Genomic DNA, 23051 nt, shown 5'->3' with positions numbered 1-23051 from the left:
TTACCCCCGCTCGTGAAAGAAATCGTACACGGCACGGGCCGTAGCCGCATTCACCCCGGGGGCCTTCATGAGGTCTTCCAGGGCAGCGCGTTGGATGGCCTTGACCGTTCCGAAATGGTGCAGCAGCGCCCGCTTGCGCGTAGGCCCGATGCCCGCGATCTCGTCGAGCGGGTTCTTGACCATTTCGCGCTTGCGCTTGGCCCTGTGCGTGCCGATGGCGAAGCGGTGAGCCTCATCGCGAAGCCGCTGCACGAAATAGAGTGCGGGGTCCCGGGGCGGCAGCTTGAAGGCCGGCTGACCGACCTTGAAGAAGGTCTCGCGTCCCGCATCGCGGTCGCGCCCCTTGGCGATGCCGACGAGAGTCACGTCGTCTTCGCCGACACCGACATCCGCCAATGCTTGGCGAGCGGCTTCGAGCTGTCCCTTGCCTCCGTCGATGAGGACAAGGTCGGGCCATGAGGGGAAAGCATCCTCGGGATCGGGAGAGCCTGCATTCTCCTGCCGATCGGGCGTCTTCGGCTCCTCCTTGACGAGCCGTGCAAAGCGTCGCTGCAGCATTTCGCGCATCATGCCGTAATCGTCGCCGGGCTTCAGGTCCTCCGACTTCATGTTGAAGGTGCGGTAGTGCTGCTTCATGAAGCCGTTCGCTCCGGCGACGACCATGGCGCCCACCGCATTGGTGCCCATGATATGCGAGTTGTCGTAGACCTCCACGCGCCGCGGTGCCTTGCTCATGCCGAAGGCCTGGCCCAGCGAAATGAGCAGCTTCTGCTGCGAAGCGGTATCCGCCAGGCGACGCCCCAGCGCTTCCTTTGCATTGCGCAGTACGTAGTCGATGAGCTGACGGCGTTCGCCGCGCTGCGGCGCATGAATTTCCACACGCGTCTCAGCTTTGCTCGAAAACGCAGCCGCCATCAATTCCGCATCCTCGATCTCGTGCGAAAGCAGGATGAGACGCGGCGCGGGCTTGTCATCGTAGAACTGCGCCAGGAAGGAGCTGAGCACCTCGTCCGGCGTCATGGACTTGTCGGCTTTCGGGAAGTAGGCGCGGTTGCCCCAGTTCTGCCAGTTGCGGAAGAAGAACACCTCCACGCAGAACTGTCCCGCCTGCTCGTCGAGCGCGAACACATCCGCCTCTTCCACCGATTGCGTGTTGATGCCCTGCACACCCTGGATGGCGGAAAGCGCGGCAAGCCTGTCGCGGCAGCGCGCCGCTCGCTCGAACTCGAGTTCCTCTGCTGCCTGCTGCATCTCTTCCGTGATGCGCTGCTTCACGGCATTGGACTTACCCGACAGAAAGGCGCGCGCTTCGGAGACGAGCTCGGCATAATCCTCCGGCGAGATTTCATTGGTGCAAGGACCCGAGCAGCGCTTGATTTGGTACAGAAGACAAGGCCGCGTGCGGTTCTCGAAATAGCTGTCGTTGCACGAACGCAGAAGGAATGCGCGCTGCAATGCGTTGATCGTGCGGTTCACCGCCCACACACTCGCGAAGGGGCCATAGTAATCCCCTTTCCGCTTCCGCGCGCCGCGATGCTTCACGAGCTGCGGCGCCGCATGATCGGCGGTGAGCAGGATATAGGGCAGAGATTTGTCGTCCCGCAGCAGCACGTTGTAGCGGGGCTTGAGCTGCTTGATGAGATTGGCCTCGAGCAGCAGCGCGTCGGTCTCCGTCGCCGTGGTGACGAACTCCATGGAGGAGGTCTCGGCGATCATGCGGGCGATGCGGTTCGAATGCGCCTGGCCGCGCGCATAGGAGCCCACACGGTTTTTCAGGCTCTTGGCCTTGCCCACGTAAAGCACGTCGCCCTTCATATCGAGCATGCGATAGACGCCGGGCCCGTTGGGCAGCGTCGTCCAGAACCGGCGGATGACTTCCGTACCCCGCTGGACGGAACTGGGGTTCGCCTCGAGATCGAACTCGACATCCGAGCCGCTCTCCACGGCTACGCTGTCGTCATCCTCCTCATTGTCCAGGATATCCGGCGGAACGTCGTTATAGGTGTTGCGACTCATGAGGGAGATTTAAGCGCTGGCAGGCTTCGAGGAAAGTGCGGCGGACGAACTGGCGCGGACACTCCGTTCGAGATAAACGGCAAAGCCTGCTTTCTGGGAGCCGAGTCATGCGCCTGTCGATCATCACATCAGCCGTCGTCGCGGCCCTTGTGGGCTTTGGCAGCACGATTGCCATCATCATCGCGGCGGCCCAGGCCGTGGGAGCGGATGCGGCGCAGACCTCGTCCTGGGTGGCGGCCTTGTGCCTCTCCATGGCGGCGACCAGCGGATATTTGAGCGTTCGCTACCGCATGCCGGTGGTGACCGCCTGGTCGACGCCAGGCGCAGCGCTGATCGCGGCTTCCAGCGGCATCTCCATTCATGCCGCCGTCGGCTGCTTTCTGCTCACCGGTCTCCTCATCATGCTGGCAGCCTTCATCAAGCCGTTCGGGCGCCTGATCGAGAAGATCCCGACCTCGCTTGCCGCTGCGATGCTCGCCGGCGTTCTGATCCGGTTCGTCATGGCCGTGTTCGAGAGCGCTCAAGGAGCCCCTGGTCTCGTGCTGCCCCTGGTCGGCATCTTCCTGGTCGTTCGCCTGTTCAACCCGGCCATGGCCGTGCTGGCGGTGCTGTTCGTCGGTCTCGGCATCGCCTTCGGGGGCGGCCTGGCCAAGCCGCTCGCCTCGGATCTCAGCCTCTCCGCGCTGACCTTCATCGCGCCTGCCTTCGAACCGGCGGCGCTGATCGGCCTCGGCCTCCCCCTCTTCCTGGTGACGATGGCCTCCCAGAACCTGCCGGGTTTCGCGGTTCTGCGCGCTTCCGGCTACACGCCGCCGACCCGTCCGATTCTCGCCGTCACGGGTCTCGCCTCCATGGTGACGGCTCTGTTCGGGGCCCATACCAGCAACCTCGCGGCCATCTCGGCGGCCATCTGCACCGGGCCGGATACCCACCCCGATCCTGGCAAGCGCTGGATGGTCGGGCCGTTCTATACCCTGAGCTATCTGACCTTCGCCGCCTTCAGCGCCGCCCTGATCGCGCTGATCGCGGCGCTGCCGCCGGAACTCATCAAGACGGTGGCAGGCCTTGCCCTCATGGGCGCCTTCGCCGGAGCCCTGGGCTCCGCCCTGTCGGAGGAGACCAAGCGCTTTCCCGCCGTGCTGACGCTGGCCGTTACGGCCTCAGGAATTACTCTCTACGGCATCGGCTCCGCCTTCTGGGGACTGGCTGCCGGCCTGATTGCAGTCGGGCTCGATTTCCTCATCGTCCACTTACGCAATCGTGGCTGATCTGGACTGCGGCTCCCGTTACGGTTAACATTTCGCTACCGAAAACAAGAACGGGAGCCTTCATGGCCGGGACGAAACGCTGGGGGCGGCTGGCCGCTATTGCATTTACGATAGCTCTGGGTGCCTGCCAGGGTTCCCTGATGGGTGGCTCGCCCGAAGGTATACCGGTGGCCCTCGAGAGCATCGACGGCGCCCCTGCCCCGGTCCAGACCGCCCTCCTCGACGAACTCGCGACTGCAGCCTCCGATCGCAAAGTCGAACTCGTCGGCTCCAGCGCCGAAGCCCGTTACCGGGTTCGCGGCTATCTCTCCACCGCCACCGAAGACGGGGAGACCAAGGTTTCCTATGTCTGGGACGTGTTCGATTCCCAGAAGCGCCGCGCCAAGCGACTGGAGGGCTCCCGACCCGTCACGCTGGCCTCCGGCTCGATCTCTGCCATCGACAAGGAGACCCTGGCCAAGCTCGCCCAATCCAGCATGGACGAAATCGCCGAGTTCCTCAGCAACTCGAAATCCATTCAAACGGCAGATGCCTCAGATGACGAAACGCCCGTTGCTCTGCAGTAACCGCATGACGGCAAATCCCTATTGCGGCACTTAATCCAGCACGACTCGTATTGTGACGGTTTGATATCGCTGCTAAGAGCCTTGCGCCTGACCGCGCAGACGTCTCAATATTGCGCAGCAGGCTCGACAGGTCACTCAAAGCTGAAGTTGCTTTCATGAAGCTCGTTGCGGGAAATTCCAACCGTCCCCTGGCCGAGGCCATCGCCGCCTATCTCAATGTGCCCCTGGCCAAGGCTCAGGTAAGGCGCTTCGCGGACATGGAGGTGTTCGTCGAAATTCAGGAGAACGTGCGCGGCGAGGATGTCTTCATCATTCAGTCGACCTCGTTCCCCACGAACGATCACATCATGGAGCTCCTGATCATCACCGATGCGCTGCGCCGCTCTTCGGCAAGGCGCATCACGGCGGTGATCCCCTATTTCGGCTATGCGCGGCAGGACCGGCGCATGTCGGGCCGTACGCCGATCTCGGCCAAGCTTGTCTCCAATCTCATCACCCATGCGGGCGTGGACCGCGTGCTGACGCTGGATCTCCATGCCGGTCAGATCCAGGGCTTCTTCGACATCCCTACCGACAACCTGTTCTCCGCCCCCATCCTGGCCCGTGACATCAAGGAGCACCTCGACGGCGGCAACCGCATGGTGGTCTCGCCGGACGTGGGCGGCGTGGTGCGCGCCCGCGCGCTCGCCAAGCGCATCGACGCCCAGCTTGCCATCGTCGACAAGCGCCGCGAGCGTCCCGGCGAGTCGGAGGTCATGAACATCATCGGCGACGTGTCCGGCCGCTCCTGCATCCTGGTCGACGACATCGTCGATTCCGGCGGCACCCTGGTGAACGCCGCCGACGCTCTCCTCGCCAAGGGCGCGAAGGAGGTCTACGCCTACATTACCCACGGCGTGCTCTCGGGCGGCGCGGTCTCCCGCATCGCGAGCTCGCGCCTGAAGGAACTGGTCATCACCGATTCCATCATGCCGACCGAAGCCGTGAAGGTGGCCCACAACATCCGCGTCATCAGCATCGCCCCTCTGATGGGCGAAGCCATCGGCCGCACGGCGACCGAAAGCTCGGTGTCGAGCCTGTTCGACTGATCAGAGACTGGTCATGACTTCAGCGGAGCCATGACCACGTCATCCAGCGTCAGGTCTCCGGGCGGCGGTTGGCCAGAACACCACCGCCGATGATGCAGAGCAGACCCGCGAAGGACAAAGCCGTCAGCACATCCCCGAACAGGAGGGCGGCGAGCAGCACTCCGAAGCCCGTGCCCCAATAGCCGATCTGACTGAAGACCACCGGCCCCGCGATCTGCTGCAGGCGAAAGTTCAGCAGCTGCGACAGGGCCGACATGGCGCTCATCGTCATGATCCACGAGAGGATGCCGGGATCGGCGAAGCGCCACTCCAGAGGCGCTTCGAAGGCCGGCGCCATCAGAGCCACGATCACGCTCGAGCTGAACGATGCGCCACAAGAGAAGGCCAATGCCGACGTGTCCTTCGGCCACCAGGCCGAGCGGATGATGTTGCCGGTCGCTGCACAGACCGGGATCGCCAATCCTATCGCGCCCCAAACCGGCTGGCCGATATCGATCTGCAGGACCTGCTGCTGGACCAGCGCGATCATGCCTAAGAAACCGAGCACGATTCCGACGAAGCGGCGCAGGAACATGCGCTCCATGCCAAGCCCTGCCGCAAAGGTCATGGTGAGCAGCGGCGACAGGCAGTAGACGATGGAAGTATAGGCGGGCCCGACCCGCTCGACGACGAAATAGGACAGCACAGTCGGCACCGCGAAGCTGACGATCCCCAAGATGCCGTAGAGAGCCAGATGTTCCGGTCCGGTCGGGATCCTCTGCCGCGTGGCAGCGAGCCACGGCAGCAGGCACAGGCCTGCGCCGAGATTGCCGAAGACCCCAAGCTGGAAAGGCTGGACGCCCGCAGTCAGCGCTGCCTTGGACATCATGATCCGGCTGGCAAAGAGAAGCCCGCACAAGCCGAGGAGGGCAATAGGCGATCCGGAAGCGATGGAGAAACGCGCAGCGATCGCCGAACTCATTTCGGAATCTCCTGTACTCTAAGCGGGCTCGAAGCATCGCTTTGCTGCGGACAGGATGGCCAAGGCTCGTTGCGTCAGGTATCCTGTCCATTTATCTTGATGTAAAGATAAATGGTGAATTATCTCGATGTCAAGACAACCGAACCGTCACAATACCCTGCCCGACCAGGACGGGATCGATGAACGCCAGATCCAATGGGCGGCAGAACTGCCGGATGTGGATACACGCGGCATGGCGATCCTTGGCCGAGCGCGCTGGATCACCCTGACGGCGCGTCCGCCGATTGAAGCGATCTTCAAGGCTCATGATCTCGACAGCGGCGAGGCGGACGTCCTCTTCACCCTGCTGCGCTCCGGACCGCCCTATCGGCTCCGGCCGACGGAGCTGTTCCGGTCCCTGATGATCTCATCGGGTGGCCTCACCGACCGTCTGAACCGCCTCACGAAAGCCGGACTGATCCGGCGGGCTGCGGCTGAAGGCGACGGCAGGAGCCTCCCCGTGGAACTCACCGAAGAAGGCATCCGGCGCGCGAAGGCTGCGTTTCAGGAGGACATGGCCATCGAGGCGGCCATGCTCGCAGGCCTCACGGATGGGGAACAGAGGGACCTCGCCCGACTTCTGAAAAAGCTCGCGCTGACGATCACGGGCACACGTCCGTTCGATTGAGAGCGAGAGATTCGCGCTGAATGCCCTCTTTCTTGCGTTTGAGGGCTTTATCGCCTATAAGCCGCCTCGCGCCCGCTCGACACCCTTGGAGGCACGGGCGCGGACCTCATGGCCGCCCTAAGGCGGCCATCGGTTTTTAACTCCCTTTCAAAGGACCACGACCATGAGCGAAATTAAGCAAATCAAGGCCGTGGCGCGCGACCGGAGCGGCAAGGGGGCCGCCCGGGCTGTTCGTCGCCAAGGCCAAGTTCCTGCTGTTATCTACGGTGCCGGTCAGCCGGCCGAGGCGATTGCTCTCGACTTCAATCAGACCAAGCAGCTGATCTTCGCCGGCCACTTCCTGACCACGATCTTCGACATCGACGTCAACGGCAAGACGGTTCGCGCCATTCCGCGCGACTACCAGCTCGACCCGGTGCGCGACTTCCCGGTGCACGTCGACTTCCTGCGCGTCTCCGCTGGCCAGACCATCAAGGTCGTGGTTCCGGTGCACGTGGTCGGCCAGGAGAAGAGCCCCGGCGTGAAGCGCGGCGGCACGCTCCAGATCGTCGAGCACACCGTCGAGCTGCAGGTTTCGCCCGACGCGATCCCGGACTACATCGAGGCTTCGGTCGAGGGTCTCGACATCGGCTCCTCGGTCCACCTCGCGGACGTCAAGCTGCCGAACGGCGCCAAGGCGACCTCCACCGAGAACCTCACCCTCGTCACCGTCGTGGCCCCGACCGGCCTGAAGGAAGAGGCTGCCGAGGCTCCGGCTGCTGAAGGCACCCCCGCCGCCTGATCGGCTTCATCGGGCGTTCAAGCCCATTGACCGGCTTCAACGCTCCGACCGCAAGGCCGGAGCGTTTCTTATGAGAATAACCTTGCGATGCGCCTTTTCGTCGGCCTTGGTAATCCCGGCTCCCGCTATGCCAGAAACCGCCACAACATCGGTTTCATGGCCGTGGACGAGATTGCGCGTGTTCACAACGCAGGCCCCTGGCGCAAGCGCTTCCAGTCCGAGGCCGCGGATGTGGTGATCGGCGGAGAGAAGGTGCTGCTCTTGAAGCCGCAGACCTTCATGAACCTGTCCGGCCAAGCGGTTGGAGAAGCGCAGAACTTCTTCAAGATCCCGCTCGAGGACGTCACGGTTTTCTACGACGAGCTCGATCTGCCGCCCGCCAAGCTGCGCGTGAAGATCGGCGGCGGCAATGCGGGCCACAACGGCCTGCGCTCGATCTCCGCCCATTGCGGCAACGATTATCGCCGCGTGCGCCTCGGCATCGGCCATCCCGGCCACAAGGCGCTTGTGCAGGGCTATGTGCTGGGTGACTTCGGTAAAAGCGAAGAGGCATGGGTCGATGATCTGTGCCGCATCATCGCGGACAATGCTGCCCTCCTCGCCAAGGGTGAGGACGGGAGCTTTCAGAACAAGGTCCACCTCGCCATGGAGGCGAGAGGCTGGACGGATGTGAAGCGGCCCGGAGAACGGGCTGGCGAGAAATAAGAATGAACGCCGGCTTATTTGCCGGTTAGAGCAAGAACGATGCCGGCCCATGCCGGCTATGACAAGGAGTGAGGCCATGGGCTTCAAGATGGGCATCGTCGGCCTGCCGAATGTGGGCAAGTCCACCCTCTTCAATGCGTTGACGCAGACCGCTGCGGCGCAGGCTGCGAACTACCCGTTCTGCACCATCGAGCCGAATGTCGGCGACGTGGCGGTGCCGGACGACCGGCTCGATCAACTCGCAGCGATTGCAGGCTCGGGCCAGATCATCCCGACCCGCCTCACCTTCGTGGACATCGCAGGGTTGGTGCGCGGCGCATCCAAGGGCGAAGGCCTCGGCAACCAGTTCCTCGCCAACATCCGTGAAGTCGATGCCATCGCTCACGTGGTGCGCTGCTTCGAGGACACGGACATCACCCATGTCGAGGGCAAGATCGACCCGATCGCCGATATCGAGACCATCGAGACCGAGCTGATGCTCGCCGATCTCGACAGCCTCGAGAAGCGCGTGACCGCACTCGAAAAGAAGGCCAAGGGCAACGACAAGGAAGCCAAGGAAACGCTCGACCTCGTCAACCGCACCCTGCCGTTGCTGCGTGACGGCAAGCCCGCCCGCCTGGTAGAACGCAAGCCCGAGGAAGAGCGCCTGTTCCAGATGCTGGGCCTCCTCTCCTCCAAGCCGGTTCTCTACGTGTGCAACGTGGAAGAAGCCTCGGCCGACAAGGGCAACGAGTTCTCAGCCAAGGTCTTTGAGCGCGCGAAGGAAGAAGATGCCAAGGCTGTCGTCGTCTCGGCCAAGATCGAGAGCGAGATCGCCGTTCTGCCGCCCGATGAGCAGAAGGAGTATCTCGAAGCCGTAGGCCTTGTCGAGCCTGGCCTTAACCGCGTGATCCGCGCGGGCTACGAATTGCTCGGCCTCATCACCTACTTCACCGTCGGCCCGAAGGAAGCTCGCGCCTGGACCATCACCAAGGGCACGCGCGCTCCCGCCGCTGCCGGTGTGATCCATACGGATTTCGAGAAGGGCTTCATCCGCGCCGAGACCATCGCCTATGCCGATTACACCTCGCTGAAGGGCGAAGCTGGTGCGCGCGATGCAGGCCGCCTGCGCCTGGAAGGCAAGGAATACGTCGTCCAGGACGGCGATGTGATGCACTTCCGCTTCAACACTTAACGGATTTACAAACCTGTCGGAAACCTGAACGCACGCTTTTTCGGGCGTTCAGGACCATTCTGCTTTGATGTCCTGCATGGAGGTAGACGCATGCAGGACGCTCTTGGAAATCTGGTCTCGACCGTCGTTTCGCCGAACATCGGCACGGCCGAGTTTTTCGTGGCCGTGCTCGTGGCCTGCGGCCTTGTCATGATCGCGATCTCGTCCCTACTGCCGAAGGCGACCGCCGACGATCTGGAATGGTGGGAGCGTTAAGCGCTCAAGGCAGGCGTAAGGCCTTCGGGCCGATGCCGAGGCCGATCTGCAGGCTTTCCGCAATGCGCTGGGCGCGGATAATGAAGAACTCCGCCACATCGGGCTCCATGATCTCACGCGCCGTCGTCTCGAAGAGATCGAGCCAGCGCGTGAACAGCTCGGGCGTGAGATCGAGGCCGAAATGCGCCGCCTGCGGCTTGCCGCTGTAGCGCGCCGTCCTTAAGGCGATCGAGGACCAGAAATCCACCATGATTGCCAGATGCTCGCTCCACCGGCCCGACAGGGCCTTGTGAAAGATGGGGCCGAGTTCGGCATCCTTCAGAACACGATCATAGAACGTGACGACAAGCTCACGGATCATCTCCTCCGTCACGCCTTCAGCAGGCGTGATGATGGGAATGCTGCGGCCTGTGGCGGTGGAATGAGCCAAGGTAAACTCTCTCCTTCAGCAGAACGGGATAGGAGCAGATGCTCCCATCCCGATCAATAATCCTTGTCACAGATCAAACCGGGCCGATTCTCATCGGCCCGGCGCTTTCATCTATTTAGTGATGGTGCTCGCCCACAGGAAGGGCAGCCTGCGAACCGTGCGGGTATTCCGGGCTCGCGGAATGCGTGGTCAGCGGTGCAGGCCCCGCCATGCTCTCGGTGCCATAGAACACCCCGTGCAGGCCCCAATAGCTCGTCACGAGCACCACGAGAGCAACCGCAAGCCCCGCCGGCACCGAGGCCAGGCTGCCGAAGCGCGGCAGAGTGGTCGGCACCTTCACATTGAGCGCCTTGGCCTCACGGCAGGGATCGGCGGCGACCAGGAAGAGAGCCGCCATGATCAGGGCATGGCCCACGAGATCGACGCGACCGAACGGGTAGACGGCCGTGAAGAAGATCAGCAGCAGCGACACCGCCGAGAGACGGCGCACCAGAGGCGTCCAGAGCAGGCCGAAGCCAAGGGTGAACTCCGCAACGCCAGCCATCGGAATGAACACATCACGCGGCATGCCGAAGGTCAGGAAGGGCTTTTCCTCCACGAGCGGATAGAACCATTCCGGATAGGCGAACTTCTCGAGGCTCGACCACATGAGCGCAATGGCGATGCCCCAGCGAAGCGCCATGAAGCGACGCGCACGCCATTCAGGATTGTCCGTCGAGGCGAGGACGAGATAGGCGGCCACGCCGACGCCGAGAGCCAGATAGTCGAGAAGGTGGAACAGGTCGTAATCGCGAAGCGCCACCACCCAGAGAGCGATGATGCCGGCAGCTGCGATCGGCATGGTCCGGCGCGAGAACACACAGGCCGCGATCAGAAGCTGAGCCCACGAGATCAGCTCGGAATTCGTCTTCAGATCGGGCGTGAGATAGATGCCGCCGACGGCGAAGATCGCCATGAAGAAGCCGCCGATGGTCGCGCGCATGAAATCGTCGGACCGGCTCCAGAGCGGTGCGCTGATCCGGTCGAGGCCCGACAGGACGCCACGACCGATGAAGGTTCGCTCGACCATCAGCGTTGCCAGAAAGAAGGCAAGTACGAGGCCGATGCCGGTCCAGAACCAGCCATTGGTCAACGTGGCGCTAATCGGCTGCGGCGTGGCATTGACGATATAGGGCGCAAACCACTTCACATGCGCTTCGGCCGGCAGGGCCCAGGCAGCGCCCGTGCCGAGGGCAGCGAGGGTCGCCGCTGCGCGCTTGAGAGAGAAGGGGGTTCTTGTTCTTGGCTCACGCGGCGCGGGGCCGTTCGTGGCAATCGCGGTAAGCATAATATCCTCGTGCCTCGATCATGGGTTCTTTTCAGGTCGCGAGGGAGGTACACCCGCACCGGCACAAGGAAAATTCAGATCAATTGCCTAAGGGATTTCCCAGTATCATGAGAGGCTTGATCATTATCCTGGCCTTTTACCTTGCCAGATTTGCCGAGCCTGACGGATCGTTCACCCACCTTGAGCGTTGAGCCTCACGAATCCTTCTCCATTCACCTTCATGCAGCTTCACCACCGCCATTCCTGGGACCTCTCCCCTTCCGAAGCCATTGCCCTTCAGCAGGAGCTGAGGCGGGAGGTCGTGTCCGACCGGCCCATCGATCTCGACACGGTCAAGCTCGTGGCCGGGGTGGATGTGAGCGTGAAGAACGAGCAATCCCAGGCGGCCATCGTTGTCGTCACCTATCCGGATTTTAAGCATGTGGAGACGGTGCTGGCCCAGCGCCCGACCCCGTTTCCCTATGTCCCGGGCCTTTTGAGCTTCCGCGAGGGTCCGGTGCTGGAGGAGGCCTTCGAGAAACTGCAGGCTGAGCCCGACGTGTTCCTGTTCGACGGCATGGGCATCGCCCACCCTCGCCGCATCGGCATTGCGAGCCATATGGGCCTGTGGCTGCAGCGCCCGACCATCGGCTGCGGCAAGACACTGCTGTGCGGACGCTACAAGGATCTCGGGGAGGAGAAGGGGTCGTCAGCACCCCTGATCGATAAGAAGGAAACCATCGGCGTGGCCCTGCGCACCCGTACGGCCAAGAATCCGATGTTCATTTCGCCCGGGCATCTGGCCGATATCCCCACCGCAGCGGAACTCGTGCTGCGGTGTTCTCCAAAGTATCGCTTGCCCGAACCGATCCGCTTGGCGCACAACGCAGCCGGACAGTTCTCTCCTTGAACGATCCGACCCAGGCGAAGAGCTGAAAAACCGCATCGATCGAGACCATGCCCCGTTACGCATTCGAAGACCTCACGCCCGGCACCACGCAGATGCTCGGCCCCTACACCGTCACGAAGGAGGCGCTGCTGGCCTTTGCGCAGGAATACGATGCGCAGCCCTTCCACGTGGACGAGGTGGCCGCCAAGGACAGCTTCATCGGCACACTCATCGCCTCGGGCTGGCACACCTGCGCCATCAACATGCGCCTCATCGCGGACGATCTGATCCTCGATTCGACCTCGATGGGCTCGCCCGGAATCGAGGAGGTGAAGTGGCTCCAGCCCGTGAGGCCCGGCGACAACTTGCGCTCGCGCATGACGATCCTGGAAAGCCGTCCTTCGAAGAGCCGCCCATCTATCGGCCTCGTGCGGTTTCAGTTCGAGATGCTGAACCAGGCTGACGAGACCGTCTTCACGCAGAAGAACTGGATCATGTTCGGACGCCGTGATGCGGAGCCTGTCGCAGGCTCTGGCCCGAGCGCTCTCGCGGCTGCAGCTTCCGCCATGCCGGACCACACGCCGGAGCGGGAGCTGCCGCATATCTCCTCAAACCCTTACTTCGAGGATCTCGTGATCGGCGAGACGGAGGTTCTGGGCTCCTACACATTCGAAGCAGACGACATCATTGCCTTTGCCAGGCAGTTCGACCCGCAGCGCTTCCATGTGGATGCGGAGGCTGCGAAGAGCAGCCTGTTCGGTGCGCTCTGCGCCTCGGGCTGGCACACGGCGAGCGTCTGGATGAAGCAGATGGTCGGCTATCGCAGCCGCATCCGCGAGAGTGCGCTGGCCCATGGCGCGCGGCCCGCAAGGCTCGGCCCCTCCCCCGGATTCAAGGATCTGAAATGGCTGAAGCCCGTCTATGCGGGCGACACCATCACTTATCGCTCCACGGTGACGGGCAAGCGCGTGTCGAACTCGCGCCCCGGCTGGGGTCTGGTGTTCCATCACAACAGCGGCACGAACCAGCACGGAGAAGAGGTTTTCTCCTTCGAGGGCATGGTGTTCTGGGAGCGGCGGCCTTAAACGGCCCGTGAGCCTTCAGCCCGCGCTCTTGTCTCCTCGTCGAGCAGAGCGCGGATCTTGGCGAGCAGCGGGTGGGCCGAGGTCTGCTTCTGACCGTAGCCGAGATTGAACGCGTAATCGAAATCGGAAGGGTTTTGCCCCTGATTGTGCTGGAGGATCGTCTCCAGCTTATCGAGGCCTTTGGCGATGATGGCCTCAGGCGTGGCAGCCGACTCGTACTCTTCCCACAAGCCTAAGATCTCGGCGCGCTTCGTTGGATGAAGGGTCTTGGTCAGCACTTTCAGATCCGCCCGTTCTTGAGCGGCCTTGTTGGTGCCCTCACCCTGCAAGATGGCAGGAATGTCTCCGCTCAGGGCCTCGCCAAGATCGTGCACGATGCAGAGCTTGATGAGGCGCAAGAGATCGATGCTCTCGAATTCGTCCGCGAACACGAGGGCCATGAGGCACAGCCGCCAGGTATGTTCCGCAGTGCTTTCAGGCCTGCCGTTCGATGTGTAGCCGCTGCGCAGGGTACATTTCAGTCTCTCTGCTTCGCGCAGGAACTCCAATGCTCCCAAGATGCGATCTGTTGGCATGCTCTGTGTGGCTCCTCAGCGTCCTCACAAAACTGTCCTGTGCCTCATCCTGAGGAGGTGCGCAGCACCGTCTCGAAGGACGAGGCGTTTCCAGAGAGCACTGGACCCTCCTTCGAGACGCCGCTTTGCGGCTCCTCAGGATGAGGGCAGTGATTTGACAGACACTCTCTAATGCCCCTCGAAGCTCACGAGGCTGCGCACCTCGACGCCGAGATCGCGCAGCTTCGAGGCGCCGCCGAGATCGGGAAGGTCGATGATGAAGCAGGCCGCAACGATCTTCGCGCCCATCTGGCGAAGCAGCTGCGTGGCCGCAACGGCCGTGCCGCCGGTTGCGATGAGATCGTCCACGAGGATCACGCGCTCGTCCTGGCCGATGGCGTCGGTGTGGATCTCCATCTCATCCACGCCGTATTCCAGCGAATAGGCGATGCGCACCGTCTCATGAGGCAGCTTGCCCTTCTTGCGGATCGGCACGAAACCTGCGGAGAGCTGATGCGCCACCGCGCCGCCGAGAATGAAGCCGCGCGCCTCGATGCCTGCAACCTTATCGATGCGTCCGCCCGCGAATGGATGCACCAGTTCGTCCACCGCGCGGCGGAAGGCGCGGGCATCGCCGAGCAGGGTCGTGATGTCGCGAAAGACGATGCCGGGCTTCGGATAATCCGGGATCGAGCGGATCGCTGCTTTGAGATCGGTGAGGAGGCGCTTGTCCATGACGAAATGTTACTTTATTATTGAATGGGATTTGCGGCGAAAGAGCACGAAATGTCGGATACACCCAGCCGAGTTATCATCACGGGTTTTGACATAACTTTCTTCCAACTGGTTCTCTTTTTCTTCAAAGCAGTGCTTGCGGCTCTTCCAGCGCTTCTTGTCTTCGCCGTTTCAGTACCAGCGATCAACAGTTTGCTTTATCTGCTTCATTAAGCTGGGCTCAAGACGCGCCCTGCCACGGCATCGAGTTTTTTCAAGAGCTCCGGATCGCGCGCGGAGGGAGCCGTCATGATGGCGCCATCGAGCGCCCGATCCGAACCCACGGGGCACGGCTCGTGCTCAGCCGGAAAGTCGCGTGCGATCCGAGCGATGAGGCGGGCCACTCTGGTGGCATTCTGCCTGGCAACAGCGACGACGGCAGCCACGTCCACGCTGTCATGGTCAGGGTGCCAGCAATCGTAATCGGTCACCATGGCGATCGTGGCATAAGTGATCTCCGCTTCGCGCGCGAGCTTGGCCTCGGGCATCGCCGTCATTCCGATCACGTCGTAGCCCAGCTTCTTGTAGGTCATGGACTCGGCGTAGGTCGAGAATTGCGGCCCCTCGATGCAGACGAGCGTCCCACCGATCGTGAACGGGATTCTCTCGGCCACCGCGGCATTCGCAATGCGTTCCCGGAGCAGAGGACCGACAGGATGAGCCATGGGCACATGCGCCACGCAGCCTTTACCGAAGAACGAGCTTTCGCGCTTGTGCGTGCGATCCACGTATTGGTCCACCAGCACGAAGAAGCCAGGGTAATATTCGTCCTTGAAGGAACCGCAGGCGGAGACCGAGATCAGGTCCGTCACGCCGGCGCGCTTCATCACATCGATATTGGCGCGGTAATTGATGTCGGAGGGCGACAGGCGATGGCCGCGGCCATGGCGAGGAAGGAAGACCACGTCCGTCTCGCCGATGCGGCCCATGCGCAGGACGTCCGAGGGCTCGCCCCAGGGAGAAGCGATGCGCATTTCTCGCAGGTCCTCGATCCCCGGAAGATCATAGACCCCCGACCCACCGATGATCCCCAGAACCGCCTTTGTCATCGCTCCCCGCCCTGTCAAACATCAGACTCACGGCGCGACCATAGCGGCTGTCAGGCGAGAACCCAAACGGGCGCTGCTCATAGAGCTGCTTGCATTGGCATGGAATCAGCTCTCTTCGTTGCCGGGTCGCGTTTTTCGATGAACCGGATCCACTTCACCGAAAAATGCCCTAGCGCAGCGGGAACGAAAGAATCTCGTCGATCTCCTGGCAGGGAAAGAGGGTTTCCCGGATGATCTTGAGGCGCTCCACGGGGGCATGGATCGCAACCGGGATCGCCTCGACAGCCCCGATGACATTATCCGGCACCGCGTCGGAGGTCCGGTAGCGCGCCAGCGTCGAGTGAACGAGATTGTAGCGCAGAGGCGCGCGGCCCGGCGGCGGCGGAATGAGGTCCGCGAGCTTCTCCCGCAGTCTCGTGATGAGACCTGTCTCATCCGTCGCAACGGCGATGATCGCCGTGTCCGTCACCTTCAGCTTCGAGAACCGTAGCTCCAGAGGCCCATGCCCCATGCAGAGATCTTCCAGCAGGGTGCGGCAGGGCTCGGCGATGCGGCTCCAGTAGCCCTCCTTGTCGAACCGCTCCTTGACCTGAACCAGGGCATAGAGCGTGACGTGCAGCGCCTCGGGGGGAGCGAAGTGAAGCGGGACAGGCCAGCGTTCGGCTATGGGCTTCTGAAGCTCTCCGAGGGAGGCGCGGGTCTCAGGCGAGAGGTCCGGCTGGACGTGATAGGCGAGGCACGGCTCGCCCCAAAGATCGTCGGCGATGGTTTGCAGCATGGCGACCGGCTTAAATTCGCGCTGGCCGGAAGTCACCCGAAAAGAAAAAGGCCCCGATTTCCGGGGCCTTTCTCGACATTACGGATTGTGCGTCATCGGAGGGGTGGCGTGGCCTTCGACCTCGCCGCCCACCTTCGCCCACACCTTCTTCTTCGTGAAGTAGAGCAGGCCCGAGAGCACCAGCAGGAACAGCATGACCTGGAAGCCGAGGCGCTTGCGGGCCTCGAGATGCGGTTCCGCCGTCCAGGTGAGGAACGCCGTCACGTCCTTGGCGTATTGGTCGACAGTCTCCGGAGCCTGAGGCTGGCCGGCCTCGTTCTTCGGATACTCCACCTGACCGTCGCTGAGCGGCTTCGGCATGGCGATCACGTGGCCCGGATAATAGTGGTTGTAGTGACCACCCTCCGGAACCTTGAAGTCAGCCGGCGGCTCCTCGTAGCCATTGAGCAGCGCGACCATGTAGTCGGCGCCGTTCTCCGAATACTGGCGGAACACGTCGAGGACAAACCAGGGGAAGCCACGCTCGTAGGTGCGCGCCTTCGGCATCAGCGACAGGTCCGGGGGAGCCTTGCCGCCGTTGGCCGCAGCCGCCGCATTCTCGTTCGGGAACGGAGCCGGGAAGCGGTCGGCCGGACGGCCGGGACGCTCGAACATGTCGCCGGCCTCATTCGGGCCGTCCTGGATCTTGTATTCCGCAGCGAGGGCTTTCACCTGCGCCTCGGAAAATTCCGGACCGCCTTCCTCGCCTAGGTTGCGGAACGCCACGTAGGACAGGCTGTGGCAGGAGGAGCAGACCTCGCGATAGACCTTGAAGCCGCGCTGCAGCTGAGCCCGGTCGAAGGTGCCGAACGGACCCGCGAAGCTCCACTTCAGCTGCGGCGGGACCGGGGTCTCGCCGGCAGCGAGTGCGGGCGCGGAGAAGCCAAGAACGGCTGCTGCGATGAGAAGAGTACGCTTCATCATTTTATTGTTCCCCAACTCTCGCATCAGCCCTTGGAATGCGGTTCGGCATTGGCGCCGGCCGGAACGCCAGCCCCACCCTTCTGCACGCCCATGACGGATTCGAGAATCGAATTCGGCAGCGGCAGCGGACGCTCGACGAAGCCGAGCACCGGCAGGACGATCAGGAAGTGGGCGAAGTAGTACACCGTGCAGATCTGCGAGGCGATCACGTACCAGCCCTCGGCAGGACGGGAGCCCAGCCAGCCGAGCACGACGCACACCACGACGAACAGCCAGAAGAACTGCTTGTAGAGCGGGCGGTAGGCCGTGGAGCGCACCTTGGAGGTATCGAGCCAGGGCATGAAGCACCAGATCAGGATGGCCGAGATCATCGCGATGACGCCGCCGAGCTTGTCGGGGATGGCGCGCAGGATCGCGTAGAAGGGCAGGAAGTACCATTCCGGCACGATGTGCGCAGGCGTCACGGCGGGGTTCGCCGGGATGTAGTTGTCCGCGTGGCCGAGATAGTTCGGCACGTAGAAGACCCACCATGCGAAGAAGAGCATGAACACCACGACGGCGAAGATGTCCTTGATCGTGGCATAGGGGGTGAACGGAACCGCGTCCTTGCCCGACTTGATCGGAATGCCGGTCGGGTTGTTCTGGCCCGGCACGTGCAGCGCCCAGACGTGCAGGATCACGACGCCCGCGATCATGAACGGCAGCAGGTAGTGCAGGGAGAAGAAGCGGTTGAGGGTCGGGTTGCCCACCGAATAGCCGCCCCAGAGGTAGTGCACGATGGTCTCACCCACGCCCGGGATCGCCGAGAAGAGGTTCGTGATCACCGTCGCGCCCCAGAAGCTCATCTGGCCCCAGGGAAGCACATAGCCCATGAAGGCGGTGGCCATCATCAGGAGGAAGATGATCACGCCCAGGATGTAGAGAACTTCACGCGGCGCCTTATAGGAGCCGTAGTAGAAATTGCGGAAGATGTGCACGTAGACGGCGACGAAGAACATCGATGCGCCGTTGGCGTGCAGGTAGCGCAGGAGCCAGCCGTAATTCACGTCGCGCATGATGTGCTCGACGGACTGGAAGGCCATCGTCGCATTCGGCGTGTAGTACATGGCCAGGAACACGCCCGTCACGATCTGCGAGACGAGCATGAAGACCAGGATGGCGCCGAAGGTCCAGAAATAGGTCAGGTTCCTCGGCACCGGGAATGCGATGAACGAGGAATGGATGAGGCCAGCGATGGGCAAGCGGCTCTCGAACCACTTACCGAAGGCGCTCTTGGGAACGTAAGTTGTGGGATGTTCGCTCATGATTATCGCCTGATCGTCGCTTGGGTTACGCCGTGGCCTCTTGACCGATCACGATCTTCGTGTCGGACGCGAAGGAATAGGGCGGGATCGGCAGATTGATAGGCGCCGGACCACCGCGAACGCGGCCGGAAGTGTCGAAGATCGAACCGTGGCAGGGGCAGAACCAGCCATGGTACTCGCCCTGCTGACCGAGCGGCACGCAGCCCAGATGGGTGCAGTTGCCGTAAACGATGAGCCATTGATCGTGGCCCTGCTTCACGCGGGCCGAGTCGGGCTGCGGATCACGCAGCGAGGCCACGTTCACGTCCTGGGCGGCCTTGATCTCCTCCGCCGTGCGGTGACGGATGAAGATCAACTTGCCGCGCCAGAAGACCTTGACGATCTGCCCCTCGGCAATCGGGGTCAGGTCCACCTCGACAGGGGCGCCAGCGGCCTCAGTCGCCGCGTCGGGCGCCAGGGACTGGACGAAAGGCCATACCAGGGTTGCTCCGCCGACGACGGCGGCCGCGCCCGTGGCGATGTAAAGGAAATCGCGCCGTGTCGGCTCAGCGACATGAGTGGTGGTCTCGGCCACGTGGCTCTCCAGCATTGAACAAAAACGAGAACCGCACGTCTTCAATGCCTTGCGAGACAAGGCATTCGGCACGCCGGTTCCAGAGTACGGAACAAGCATACGCGTCAACGCGCACGCAATGCGACTGGGAGTCGCCGCGCGGTGGCTCTTTGGCACGGCCAAGCCCCGCTGTCCATAGGCGGATTGGAGATGTTCCAACCTGTTTCCCAGCGCATCGCGCGGACCCAGCGGGCCGCGCTGGCGAAAAGTGGCCCCGGTTTTCCGCACGAGGCGATGCGCCTCTTGGCAAATGGGCATCGGATGGCTCCCAAAAGGGCCCTCCACTTTTGGCCCGATGCTCTACTGTGACACCGGCTCCGGAGCCCCCTTTCCCTGCCCTACCCCGAGGAAGCCGCCCGACTGGCGCCGCCAGAGTCGGGCATAGAGCCCACCGGCCCGAAGCAGCTCCGCATGGCTCCCCTCCTCCACGATCTGGCCCTCCTCAATGACAATGAGACGGTCGAGGGCCGCGATGGTGGAGAGGCGATGGGCGATGGCGAGCACCGTCTTGCCCTCCATGAGGGTGGACAGCGACTCCTGGATTGCCGCCTCGACCTCCGAGTCCAGGGCGGAGGTGGCCTCGTCCAGCACCAGGATGGGAGCGTTTTTCAGGATCACGCGGGCGATCGCGATGCGCTGGCGCTGCCCCCCGGAGAGCTTCACGCCCCGCTCGCCCACATGGGCGTCATAGCCGCGCCGCCCCCGGTGATCCTCGAGCCCCATGATGAAGTCGTGGGCATGGGCGAGGCGGGCCGCCTCGATGATCTCCCGCTCCGTGGCCCCGGGTCGTCCATAGGCGATATTGTCCCTAATCGAGCGGTGGAGAAGCGAGGTGTCCTGGGTGACCACAGCGATGGAGGAACGCAGGGAATCCTGGGACACCTTGGAGATATCCTGCCCGTCGATGAGGATGCGCCCACCCTCCACGTCGTGGAGGCGCAGGAGAAGCGAGGTGATGGTGGTCTTGCCCGCGCCGCTGGTGCCCACGAGCCCCACCTTTTCCCCGGCGCGGATCGTGAGGTTGAGCCCCTCGATGACGCCCTCTTCCCTGCCGTAATGAAAGGAGACGTCCTCGAAGCGGATTTCTCCCCGCGTAACCTTGAGCCGGGGCGCCCGGGGTGCATCCACGAGCCCATGCGGGCGGGCGATGGTCTGCATGCTCTCCTGGACCGTGCCGATATTCTCGAAGACGTCCCGGACCTCGTGCATCACCCAACCGGACATGGCGAGGATGCGCATGACGAGCGCGAGCCCGGACGCGGCCTCGCCGCTCGTCATGGCGCCCCGGCTCCACAGGAACACCGAGAGCGCTCCCGTGGCGGCGAGGAGCAGGCTGTTCATGACGGCGAGAAGCCCCGAGACGACGGAATTGAGCCGCAAGGAACTGAGGAACGCATTCGTATTCGCCCTCACGGCCTCCTTGACGGCCGACCGCTCCTCGTCCGCCCGGGCGAAGAGCTTCACCGTCAGGATATTGGTGTAGCTGTCGACCACCCGGCCCACGAGGGCCGAGCGGGTGTCGGCCACCTTGAGGGAGCGCTCCTTGGCGCGCGGGACGAAGAAGCGCAGGAGAAGGGCATAGCCCACGATCCAAAGCCCCATGGGCAGGGCAAGCCAGGGGCTGACGCTGGAAAAGACCCCGAGCGCCGTGACCGCATAGATCGCCACATAAAGCAGTGTGTCGATCAGGGTCACGGCGATGCTGCGGATCGCCCCGCCGCCCTGCATGATACGGTTGGCGAGACGGCCCGCGAAATCGGCCTGGAAATAGCTCACCGCATGGCCCAGCGTGTAAACATGGGTCCGCCAGCGGATCATGTTGGTGCTCTGCGGAATGATCACCTGGTTGGAAACCACCTCATGCGCGAAATTCAAGGCGGGCCTGACAAAGACGACGAGGACCGCCATGATCATGAGCGTGGTGCCGTGCTCGGCCCAGATCCGGTCCGGGGTGGAACTCGCCAGGATGTCCACCAGCCAGCCCAACAGGATGTAGAGGGACGATTCGAAGAGGCCGACGGTCAGCGCGACGAAGAACAGGATCACCAGCCAGAAGCGCACCGGCCTGAGATAGTGCCAGGTGAAGCCACCGACGGTGTTCGGCGGCGTCTCGTTTTCATCGAACGGTGCGAACGGGTCGACCCGCTTCTCCAGCCACCGGAACATTCCCTTCCTCGATTTCTCTTCCAAGGTTCCCCTGCTTCAACACGGGCGGGATCGAAAGCGTTCACTTGACGTGGAGCTCTCCTGCCCCGATGACGGTGGCATGCCCCGTCTTGCCATTTTCCAGCCGGACATCCCGCAGAACACCGGCACCATGCTGCGCCTGGCCGCCTGTCTCGGCGTGCCGGTCGAGATCATCGAGCCTGCGGCCTTCGACGTGTCGGACCGGAACCTGCGCCGCTCCGGGATGGATTACCTCAACCACGTGACGATCGCACGTCACATTTCCTGGCGCGCCTTCGAGGAATGGCGGCGCGAGGGAAAAGGCCGGCTGGTGCTGGCCACCACCAAGGGCGCCGTGCCCTATACCGATTTCCAGTACGAGCCTGAGGACATCATCCTGGTGGGTCGCGAGTCGGCCGGCGTGCCGGACGAGGTCCATGAGGCGGCCGATGCCCGGATCATCATCCCCATGCAGACGGGCATGCGCTCGCTCAACGTGGCCGTCACCGCTGCCATGATCCTCGGGGAAGCCTTGCGGCAGACGGGTACGTTTCCCCGTCCGGAGACAACGAATTCGTGAAACCAAACCCGACCCTCATCCTGAGGAGCCGTGAGGCTCCTCAGGATGAGGGTTTCATCTGATCCGAAGGATAGCATTGCCATGACCGACAAAGCCGATATCGAGCGCCTGCAGATCGAAGCCCCGCTCTGGTTCGCCTCCCTCCGCGACCGGATCTGTACCGCCTTCGAGCAGCTTGAGGACGACGTCACGGCTCCCCTGCCTCCGGAAGCATCGGAGCCCGGCCGTTTCGAGCGCACGCCCTGGGAGCGCAAGGATCACAGCGGCGCGTCGGGAGGCGGCGGCGTCATGTCCATGATGCGGGGCCGCGTCTTCGAGAAGGTGGGCGTGCATGTCTCGACCGTGCATGGAGAGTTCGCTCCGGAGTTCCGCGGCCAGATTCCGGGCTCCGACCAGGACCCGCGCTTCTGGGCGGGCGGCATCTCTCTCATCGCCCATCCCTGGAACCCGAACGTGCCCACCGTTCACATGAACACGCGCTTCGTGGTGACGACGAAATCCTGGTTCGGCGGAGGCGCCGATCTCACGCCCGTGCTCGACCGTCGACGCACGCAGGAGGATCCGGACAGCATCAGTTTCCATGCCGCCATGGAGGAGGCCTGCCGTCGCCATGCGCCTGAAGGCTCTTATGAAAAGTACAGGAAGTGGTGCGACGAATATTTCTATCTCAAGCACCGCCACGAGCCGCGCGGCATCGGCGGCATCTTCTATGATTACCACTGGACCGGACATCCGGACGAGGATCTGGCCTTCACTAAGGACGTAGGCGAGGCCTTCCTGAGGATCTATCCCGAGATCGTGCGCCGCAACGTCACGAAGAGCTGGACGGAAGAGGACCGCTTCGAGCAGCAGGTCCGCCGCGGGCGGTATGTGGAGTTCAACCTGCTCTACGACCGCGGCACGATCTTCGGCCTGAAGACCGGCGGCAACATCGCCTCGATCCTGTCCTCGATGCCGCCGACGGTACGATGGCCGTAAGTTACATGGCCTCCCCGTCATGGCCGTGCTTGTCACGGCCATCCACGTCTTGGGAAACACCGAGTGAAAAGACGTGGATCCCCGGGACAAGCCCGGGGATG

The 23051-nt window shown here is 63.0% G+C and carries 25 protein-coding genes; 13 read left to right on the top strand and 12 right to left on the bottom strand.

Annotated elements, in window-relative coordinates:
- The gene (uvrC, locus tag ACUXUR_RS17885; RefSeq protein ID WP_445503705.1) at positions 1-2016 is read right to left on the bottom strand and encodes an excinuclease ABC subunit UvrC; all 2016 of its coding nucleotides are present in this window, start codon (positions 2014-2016) and stop codon (positions 1-3) included.
- Positions 2017-2123: 107 nt separating this feature from the next.
- On the opposite strand from uvrC, the gene ACUXUR_RS17880 reads away from it, so the two are divergent.
- From ACUXUR_RS17880 to ACUXUR_RS17870, 3 genes are all read left to right on the top strand, one after another.
- Positions 2124-3284: a benzoate/H(+) symporter BenE family transporter gene (locus tag ACUXUR_RS17880; RefSeq protein ID WP_445503704.1), complete on the top strand. Its 1161-nt coding sequence runs from the start codon at positions 2124-2126 to the stop codon at positions 3282-3284.
- A gap of 62 nt (positions 3285-3346) precedes the next feature.
- Positions 3347-3850: a hypothetical protein gene (locus tag ACUXUR_RS17875; protein ID WP_445503703.1), complete on the top strand. Its 504-nt coding sequence runs from the start codon at positions 3347-3349 to the stop codon at positions 3848-3850.
- A 155-nt stretch (positions 3851-4005) separates the two neighbouring features.
- Positions 4006-4938, top strand: a complete 933-nt coding sequence (locus tag ACUXUR_RS17870) for a ribose-phosphate pyrophosphokinase (protein ID WP_445503702.1) — start codon at positions 4006-4008, stop codon at positions 4936-4938.
- 49 nt (positions 4939-4987) lie between these two features.
- On the opposite strand, the gene ACUXUR_RS17865 is transcribed toward ACUXUR_RS17870, so the two are convergent.
- A complete protein-coding gene (locus ACUXUR_RS17865) occupies positions 4988-5899 on the bottom strand; it encodes a DMT family transporter (protein WP_445503701.1) in 912 nt (303 codons plus the stop codon).
- Positions 5900-6026: 127 nt separating this feature from the next.
- On the opposite strand from ACUXUR_RS17865, the gene ACUXUR_RS17860 reads away from it, so the two are divergent.
- The 5 genes from ACUXUR_RS17860 to ACUXUR_RS17840 all read left to right on the top strand — a co-directional run bounded on the left by ACUXUR_RS17860 (position 6027) and on the right by ACUXUR_RS17840 (position 9481).
- The gene (locus ACUXUR_RS17860) at positions 6027-6566 is read left to right on the top strand and encodes a MarR family winged helix-turn-helix transcriptional regulator (RefSeq protein ID WP_445503700.1); all 540 of its coding nucleotides are present in this window, start codon (positions 6027-6029) and stop codon (positions 6564-6566) included.
- Positions 6567-6729: 163 nt separating this feature from the next.
- Positions 6730-7347 (top strand): 50S ribosomal protein L25/general stress protein Ctc, encoded by a 618-nt coding sequence (locus tag ACUXUR_RS17855; RefSeq protein ID WP_445503699.1) that lies wholly within the window; start codon positions 6730-6732, stop codon positions 7345-7347.
- Positions 7348-7434: 87 nt separating this feature from the next.
- Positions 7435-8052 carry an aminoacyl-tRNA hydrolase gene (pth, locus tag ACUXUR_RS17850; RefSeq protein ID WP_445503698.1) on the top strand — a complete coding sequence of 206 codons (618 nt, stop codon included), beginning with the start codon at positions 7435-7437 and terminating at the stop codon, positions 8050-8052.
- Between the two features lie 76 nt (positions 8053-8128).
- On the top strand, positions 8129-9226 hold the full coding sequence (gene ychF, locus ACUXUR_RS17845) for a redox-regulated ATPase YchF (protein WP_445503697.1): 1098 nt from the start codon (positions 8129-8131) through the stop codon (positions 9224-9226).
- A gap of 90 nt (positions 9227-9316) precedes the next feature.
- Positions 9317-9481: a hypothetical protein gene (locus ACUXUR_RS17840; protein ID WP_445503696.1), complete on the top strand. Its 165-nt coding sequence runs from the start codon at positions 9317-9319 to the stop codon at positions 9479-9481.
- A 4-nt stretch (positions 9482-9485) separates the two neighbouring features.
- Here the strand turns inward: ACUXUR_RS17840 and ACUXUR_RS17835 are convergent, their stop codons facing one another.
- Positions 9486-9911, bottom strand: coding sequence for a group III truncated hemoglobin (locus ACUXUR_RS17835; protein WP_445503695.1), 426 nt, complete (start codon positions 9909-9911; stop codon positions 9486-9488).
- A 115-nt stretch (positions 9912-10026) separates the two neighbouring features.
- Complete coding sequence (locus tag ACUXUR_RS17830) at positions 10027-11238, bottom strand: hypothetical protein (RefSeq protein ID WP_445503694.1); 1212 nt, start codon at positions 11236-11238, stop codon at positions 10027-10029.
- A 220-nt stretch (positions 11239-11458) separates the two neighbouring features.
- Here ACUXUR_RS17830 and nfi point away from each other — a divergent pair, with 220 nt between their 5' ends.
- Together nfi and ACUXUR_RS17820 are read left to right on the top strand one after the other, a co-directional pair.
- The gene (nfi, locus tag ACUXUR_RS17825; protein ID WP_445503693.1) at positions 11459-12127 is read left to right on the top strand and encodes a deoxyribonuclease V; all 669 of its coding nucleotides are present in this window, start codon (positions 11459-11461) and stop codon (positions 12125-12127) included.
- Between the two features lie 47 nt (positions 12128-12174).
- Positions 12175-13191, top strand: coding sequence for a MaoC family dehydratase (locus ACUXUR_RS17820; protein ID WP_445503692.1), 1017 nt, complete (start codon positions 12175-12177; stop codon positions 13189-13191).
- On the opposite strand, the gene ACUXUR_RS17815 is transcribed toward ACUXUR_RS17820, so the two are convergent.
- Entirely contained in the window at positions 13188-13766 is a 579-nt protein-coding gene (locus ACUXUR_RS17815; RefSeq protein ID WP_445503691.1) for an HD domain-containing protein, read from the bottom strand. The genes ACUXUR_RS17820 and ACUXUR_RS17815 overlap by 4 nt on opposite strands.
- A gap of 168 nt (positions 13767-13934) precedes the next feature.
- A complete protein-coding gene (locus tag ACUXUR_RS17810) occupies positions 13935-14480 on the bottom strand; it encodes an adenine phosphoribosyltransferase (protein WP_445503690.1) in 546 nt (181 codons plus the stop codon).
- Between the two features lie 51 nt (positions 14481-14531).
- Between ACUXUR_RS17810 and ACUXUR_RS17805 the strand changes: the two genes are divergently transcribed.
- Complete coding sequence (locus tag ACUXUR_RS17805; protein WP_445503689.1) at positions 14532-14693, top strand: hypothetical protein; 162 nt, start codon at positions 14532-14534, stop codon at positions 14691-14693.
- Here the strand turns inward: ACUXUR_RS17805 and ACUXUR_RS17800 are convergent.
- From ACUXUR_RS17800 to ACUXUR_RS17775, 6 genes are all read right to left on the bottom strand, one after another.
- Positions 14690-15568 (bottom strand): S-methyl-5'-thioadenosine phosphorylase, encoded by an 879-nt coding sequence (locus ACUXUR_RS17800; protein WP_445503688.1) that lies wholly within the window; start codon positions 15566-15568, stop codon positions 14690-14692. The two genes, ACUXUR_RS17805 and ACUXUR_RS17800, sit on opposite strands and share 4 nt — an antisense overlap.
- Positions 15569-15737: 169 nt before the next feature.
- On the bottom strand, positions 15738-16346 hold the full coding sequence (locus ACUXUR_RS17795; protein ID WP_445503687.1) for a 2'-5' RNA ligase family protein: 609 nt from the start codon (positions 16344-16346) through the stop codon (positions 15738-15740).
- Positions 16347-16424: 78 nt separating this feature from the next.
- Positions 16425-17309: a cytochrome c1 gene (locus ACUXUR_RS17790; RefSeq protein WP_445503686.1), complete on the bottom strand. Its 885-nt coding sequence runs from the start codon at positions 17307-17309 to the stop codon at positions 16425-16427.
- A 23-nt stretch (positions 17310-17332) separates the two neighbouring features.
- Positions 17333-18613 carry a cytochrome b gene (locus tag ACUXUR_RS17785; RefSeq protein WP_445503685.1) on the bottom strand — a complete coding sequence of 427 codons (1281 nt, stop codon included), beginning with the start codon at positions 18611-18613 and terminating at the stop codon, positions 17333-17335.
- 25 nt (positions 18614-18638) lie between these two features.
- Positions 18639-19202 (bottom strand): ubiquinol-cytochrome c reductase iron-sulfur subunit, encoded by a 564-nt coding sequence (petA, locus tag ACUXUR_RS17780; RefSeq protein ID WP_445503684.1) that lies wholly within the window; start codon positions 19200-19202, stop codon positions 18639-18641.
- Between the two features lie 324 nt (positions 19203-19526).
- Positions 19527-21392, bottom strand: a complete 1866-nt coding sequence (locus ACUXUR_RS17775) for an ABC transporter ATP-binding protein (RefSeq protein WP_445503683.1) — start codon at positions 21390-21392, stop codon at positions 19527-19529.
- 100 nt (positions 21393-21492) lie between these two features.
- Between ACUXUR_RS17775 and ACUXUR_RS17770 the strand changes: the two genes are divergently transcribed.
- Both ACUXUR_RS17770 and hemF read left to right on the top strand, forming a co-directional pair.
- Entirely contained in the window at positions 21493-21972 is a 480-nt protein-coding gene (locus ACUXUR_RS17770) for a tRNA (cytidine(34)-2'-O)-methyltransferase (RefSeq protein WP_445503682.1), read from the top strand.
- Positions 21973-22053: 81 nt separating this feature from the next.
- Positions 22054-22950: an oxygen-dependent coproporphyrinogen oxidase gene (gene hemF, locus ACUXUR_RS17765; RefSeq protein WP_445503681.1), complete on the top strand. Its 897-nt coding sequence runs from the start codon at positions 22054-22056 to the stop codon at positions 22948-22950.
- Positions 22951-23051 lie beyond the last annotated feature (101 nt).

The organism is Microvirga medicaginis, assembly GCF_052658925.1.
Note: the sequence above shows the minus strand (reverse complement) of the source record. Positions and strands in the feature narration are given on the sequence as shown.

What these genes read in the sequence shown, in the direction of transcription:
- uvrC (WP_445503705.1), bottom strand. Translation starts at nt 2,016, where the DNA reads ATGAGTCGCAACACCTATAACGACGTTCCGCCGGATATCCTGGACAAT.
- ACUXUR_RS17880 (WP_445503704.1), top strand. Translation starts at nt 2,124, where the DNA reads ATGCGCCTGTCGATCATCACATCAGCCGTCGTCGCGGCCCTTGTGGGC.
- ACUXUR_RS17875 (WP_445503703.1), top strand. Translation starts at nt 3,347, where the DNA reads ATGGCCGGGACGAAACGCTGGGGGCGGCTGGCCGCTATTGCATTTACG.
- ACUXUR_RS17870 (WP_445503702.1), top strand. Translation starts at nt 4,006, where the DNA reads ATGAAGCTCGTTGCGGGAAATTCCAACCGTCCCCTGGCCGAGGCCATC.
- ACUXUR_RS17865 (WP_445503701.1), bottom strand. Translation starts at nt 5,899, where the DNA reads ATGAGTTCGGCGATCGCTGCGCGTTTCTCCATCGCTTCCGGATCGCCT.
- ACUXUR_RS17860 (WP_445503700.1), top strand. Translation starts at nt 6,027, where the DNA reads ATGTCAAGACAACCGAACCGTCACAATACCCTGCCCGACCAGGACGGG.
- ACUXUR_RS17855 (WP_445503699.1), top strand. Translation starts at nt 6,730, where the DNA reads ATGAGCGAAATTAAGCAAATCAAGGCCGTGGCGCGCGACCGGAGCGGC.
- pth (WP_445503698.1), top strand. Translation starts at nt 7,435, where the DNA reads ATGCGCCTTTTCGTCGGCCTTGGTAATCCCGGCTCCCGCTATGCCAGA.
- ychF (WP_445503697.1), top strand. Translation starts at nt 8,129, where the DNA reads ATGGGCTTCAAGATGGGCATCGTCGGCCTGCCGAATGTGGGCAAGTCC.
- ACUXUR_RS17840 (WP_445503696.1), top strand. Translation starts at nt 9,317, where the DNA reads ATGCAGGACGCTCTTGGAAATCTGGTCTCGACCGTCGTTTCGCCGAAC.
- ACUXUR_RS17830 (WP_445503694.1), bottom strand. Translation starts at nt 11,238, where the DNA reads ATGCTTACCGCGATTGCCACGAACGGCCCCGCGCCGCGTGAGCCAAGA.
- nfi (WP_445503693.1), top strand. Translation starts at nt 11,459, where the DNA reads ATGCAGCTTCACCACCGCCATTCCTGGGACCTCTCCCCTTCCGAAGCC.
- ACUXUR_RS17820 (WP_445503692.1), top strand. Translation starts at nt 12,175, where the DNA reads ATGCCCCGTTACGCATTCGAAGACCTCACGCCCGGCACCACGCAGATG.
- ACUXUR_RS17815 (WP_445503691.1), bottom strand. Translation starts at nt 13,766, where the DNA reads ATGCCAACAGATCGCATCTTGGGAGCATTGGAGTTCCTGCGCGAAGCA.
- ACUXUR_RS17810 (WP_445503690.1), bottom strand. Translation starts at nt 14,480, where the DNA reads ATGGACAAGCGCCTCCTCACCGATCTCAAAGCAGCGATCCGCTCGATC.
- ACUXUR_RS17805 (WP_445503689.1), top strand. Translation starts at nt 14,532, where the DNA reads ATGTCGGATACACCCAGCCGAGTTATCATCACGGGTTTTGACATAACT.
- ACUXUR_RS17800 (WP_445503688.1), bottom strand. Translation starts at nt 15,568, where the DNA reads ATGACAAAGGCGGTTCTGGGGATCATCGGTGGGTCGGGGGTCTATGAT.
- ACUXUR_RS17795 (WP_445503687.1), bottom strand. Translation starts at nt 16,346, where the DNA reads ATGCTGCAAACCATCGCCGACGATCTTTGGGGCGAGCCGTGCCTCGCC.
- ACUXUR_RS17790 (WP_445503686.1), bottom strand. Translation starts at nt 17,309, where the DNA reads ATGATGAAGCGTACTCTTCTCATCGCAGCAGCCGTTCTTGGCTTCTCC.
- ACUXUR_RS17785 (WP_445503685.1), bottom strand. Translation starts at nt 18,613, where the DNA reads ATGAGCGAACATCCCACAACTTACGTTCCCAAGAGCGCCTTCGGTAAG.
- petA (WP_445503684.1), bottom strand. Translation starts at nt 19,202, where the DNA reads ATGCTGGAGAGCCACGTGGCCGAGACCACCACTCATGTCGCTGAGCCG.
- ACUXUR_RS17775 (WP_445503683.1), bottom strand. Translation starts at nt 21,392, where the DNA reads ATGTTCCGGTGGCTGGAGAAGCGGGTCGACCCGTTCGCACCGTTCGAT.
- ACUXUR_RS17770 (WP_445503682.1), top strand. Translation starts at nt 21,493, where the DNA reads ATGCCCCGTCTTGCCATTTTCCAGCCGGACATCCCGCAGAACACCGGC.
- hemF (WP_445503681.1), top strand. Translation starts at nt 22,054, where the DNA reads ATGACCGACAAAGCCGATATCGAGCGCCTGCAGATCGAAGCCCCGCTC.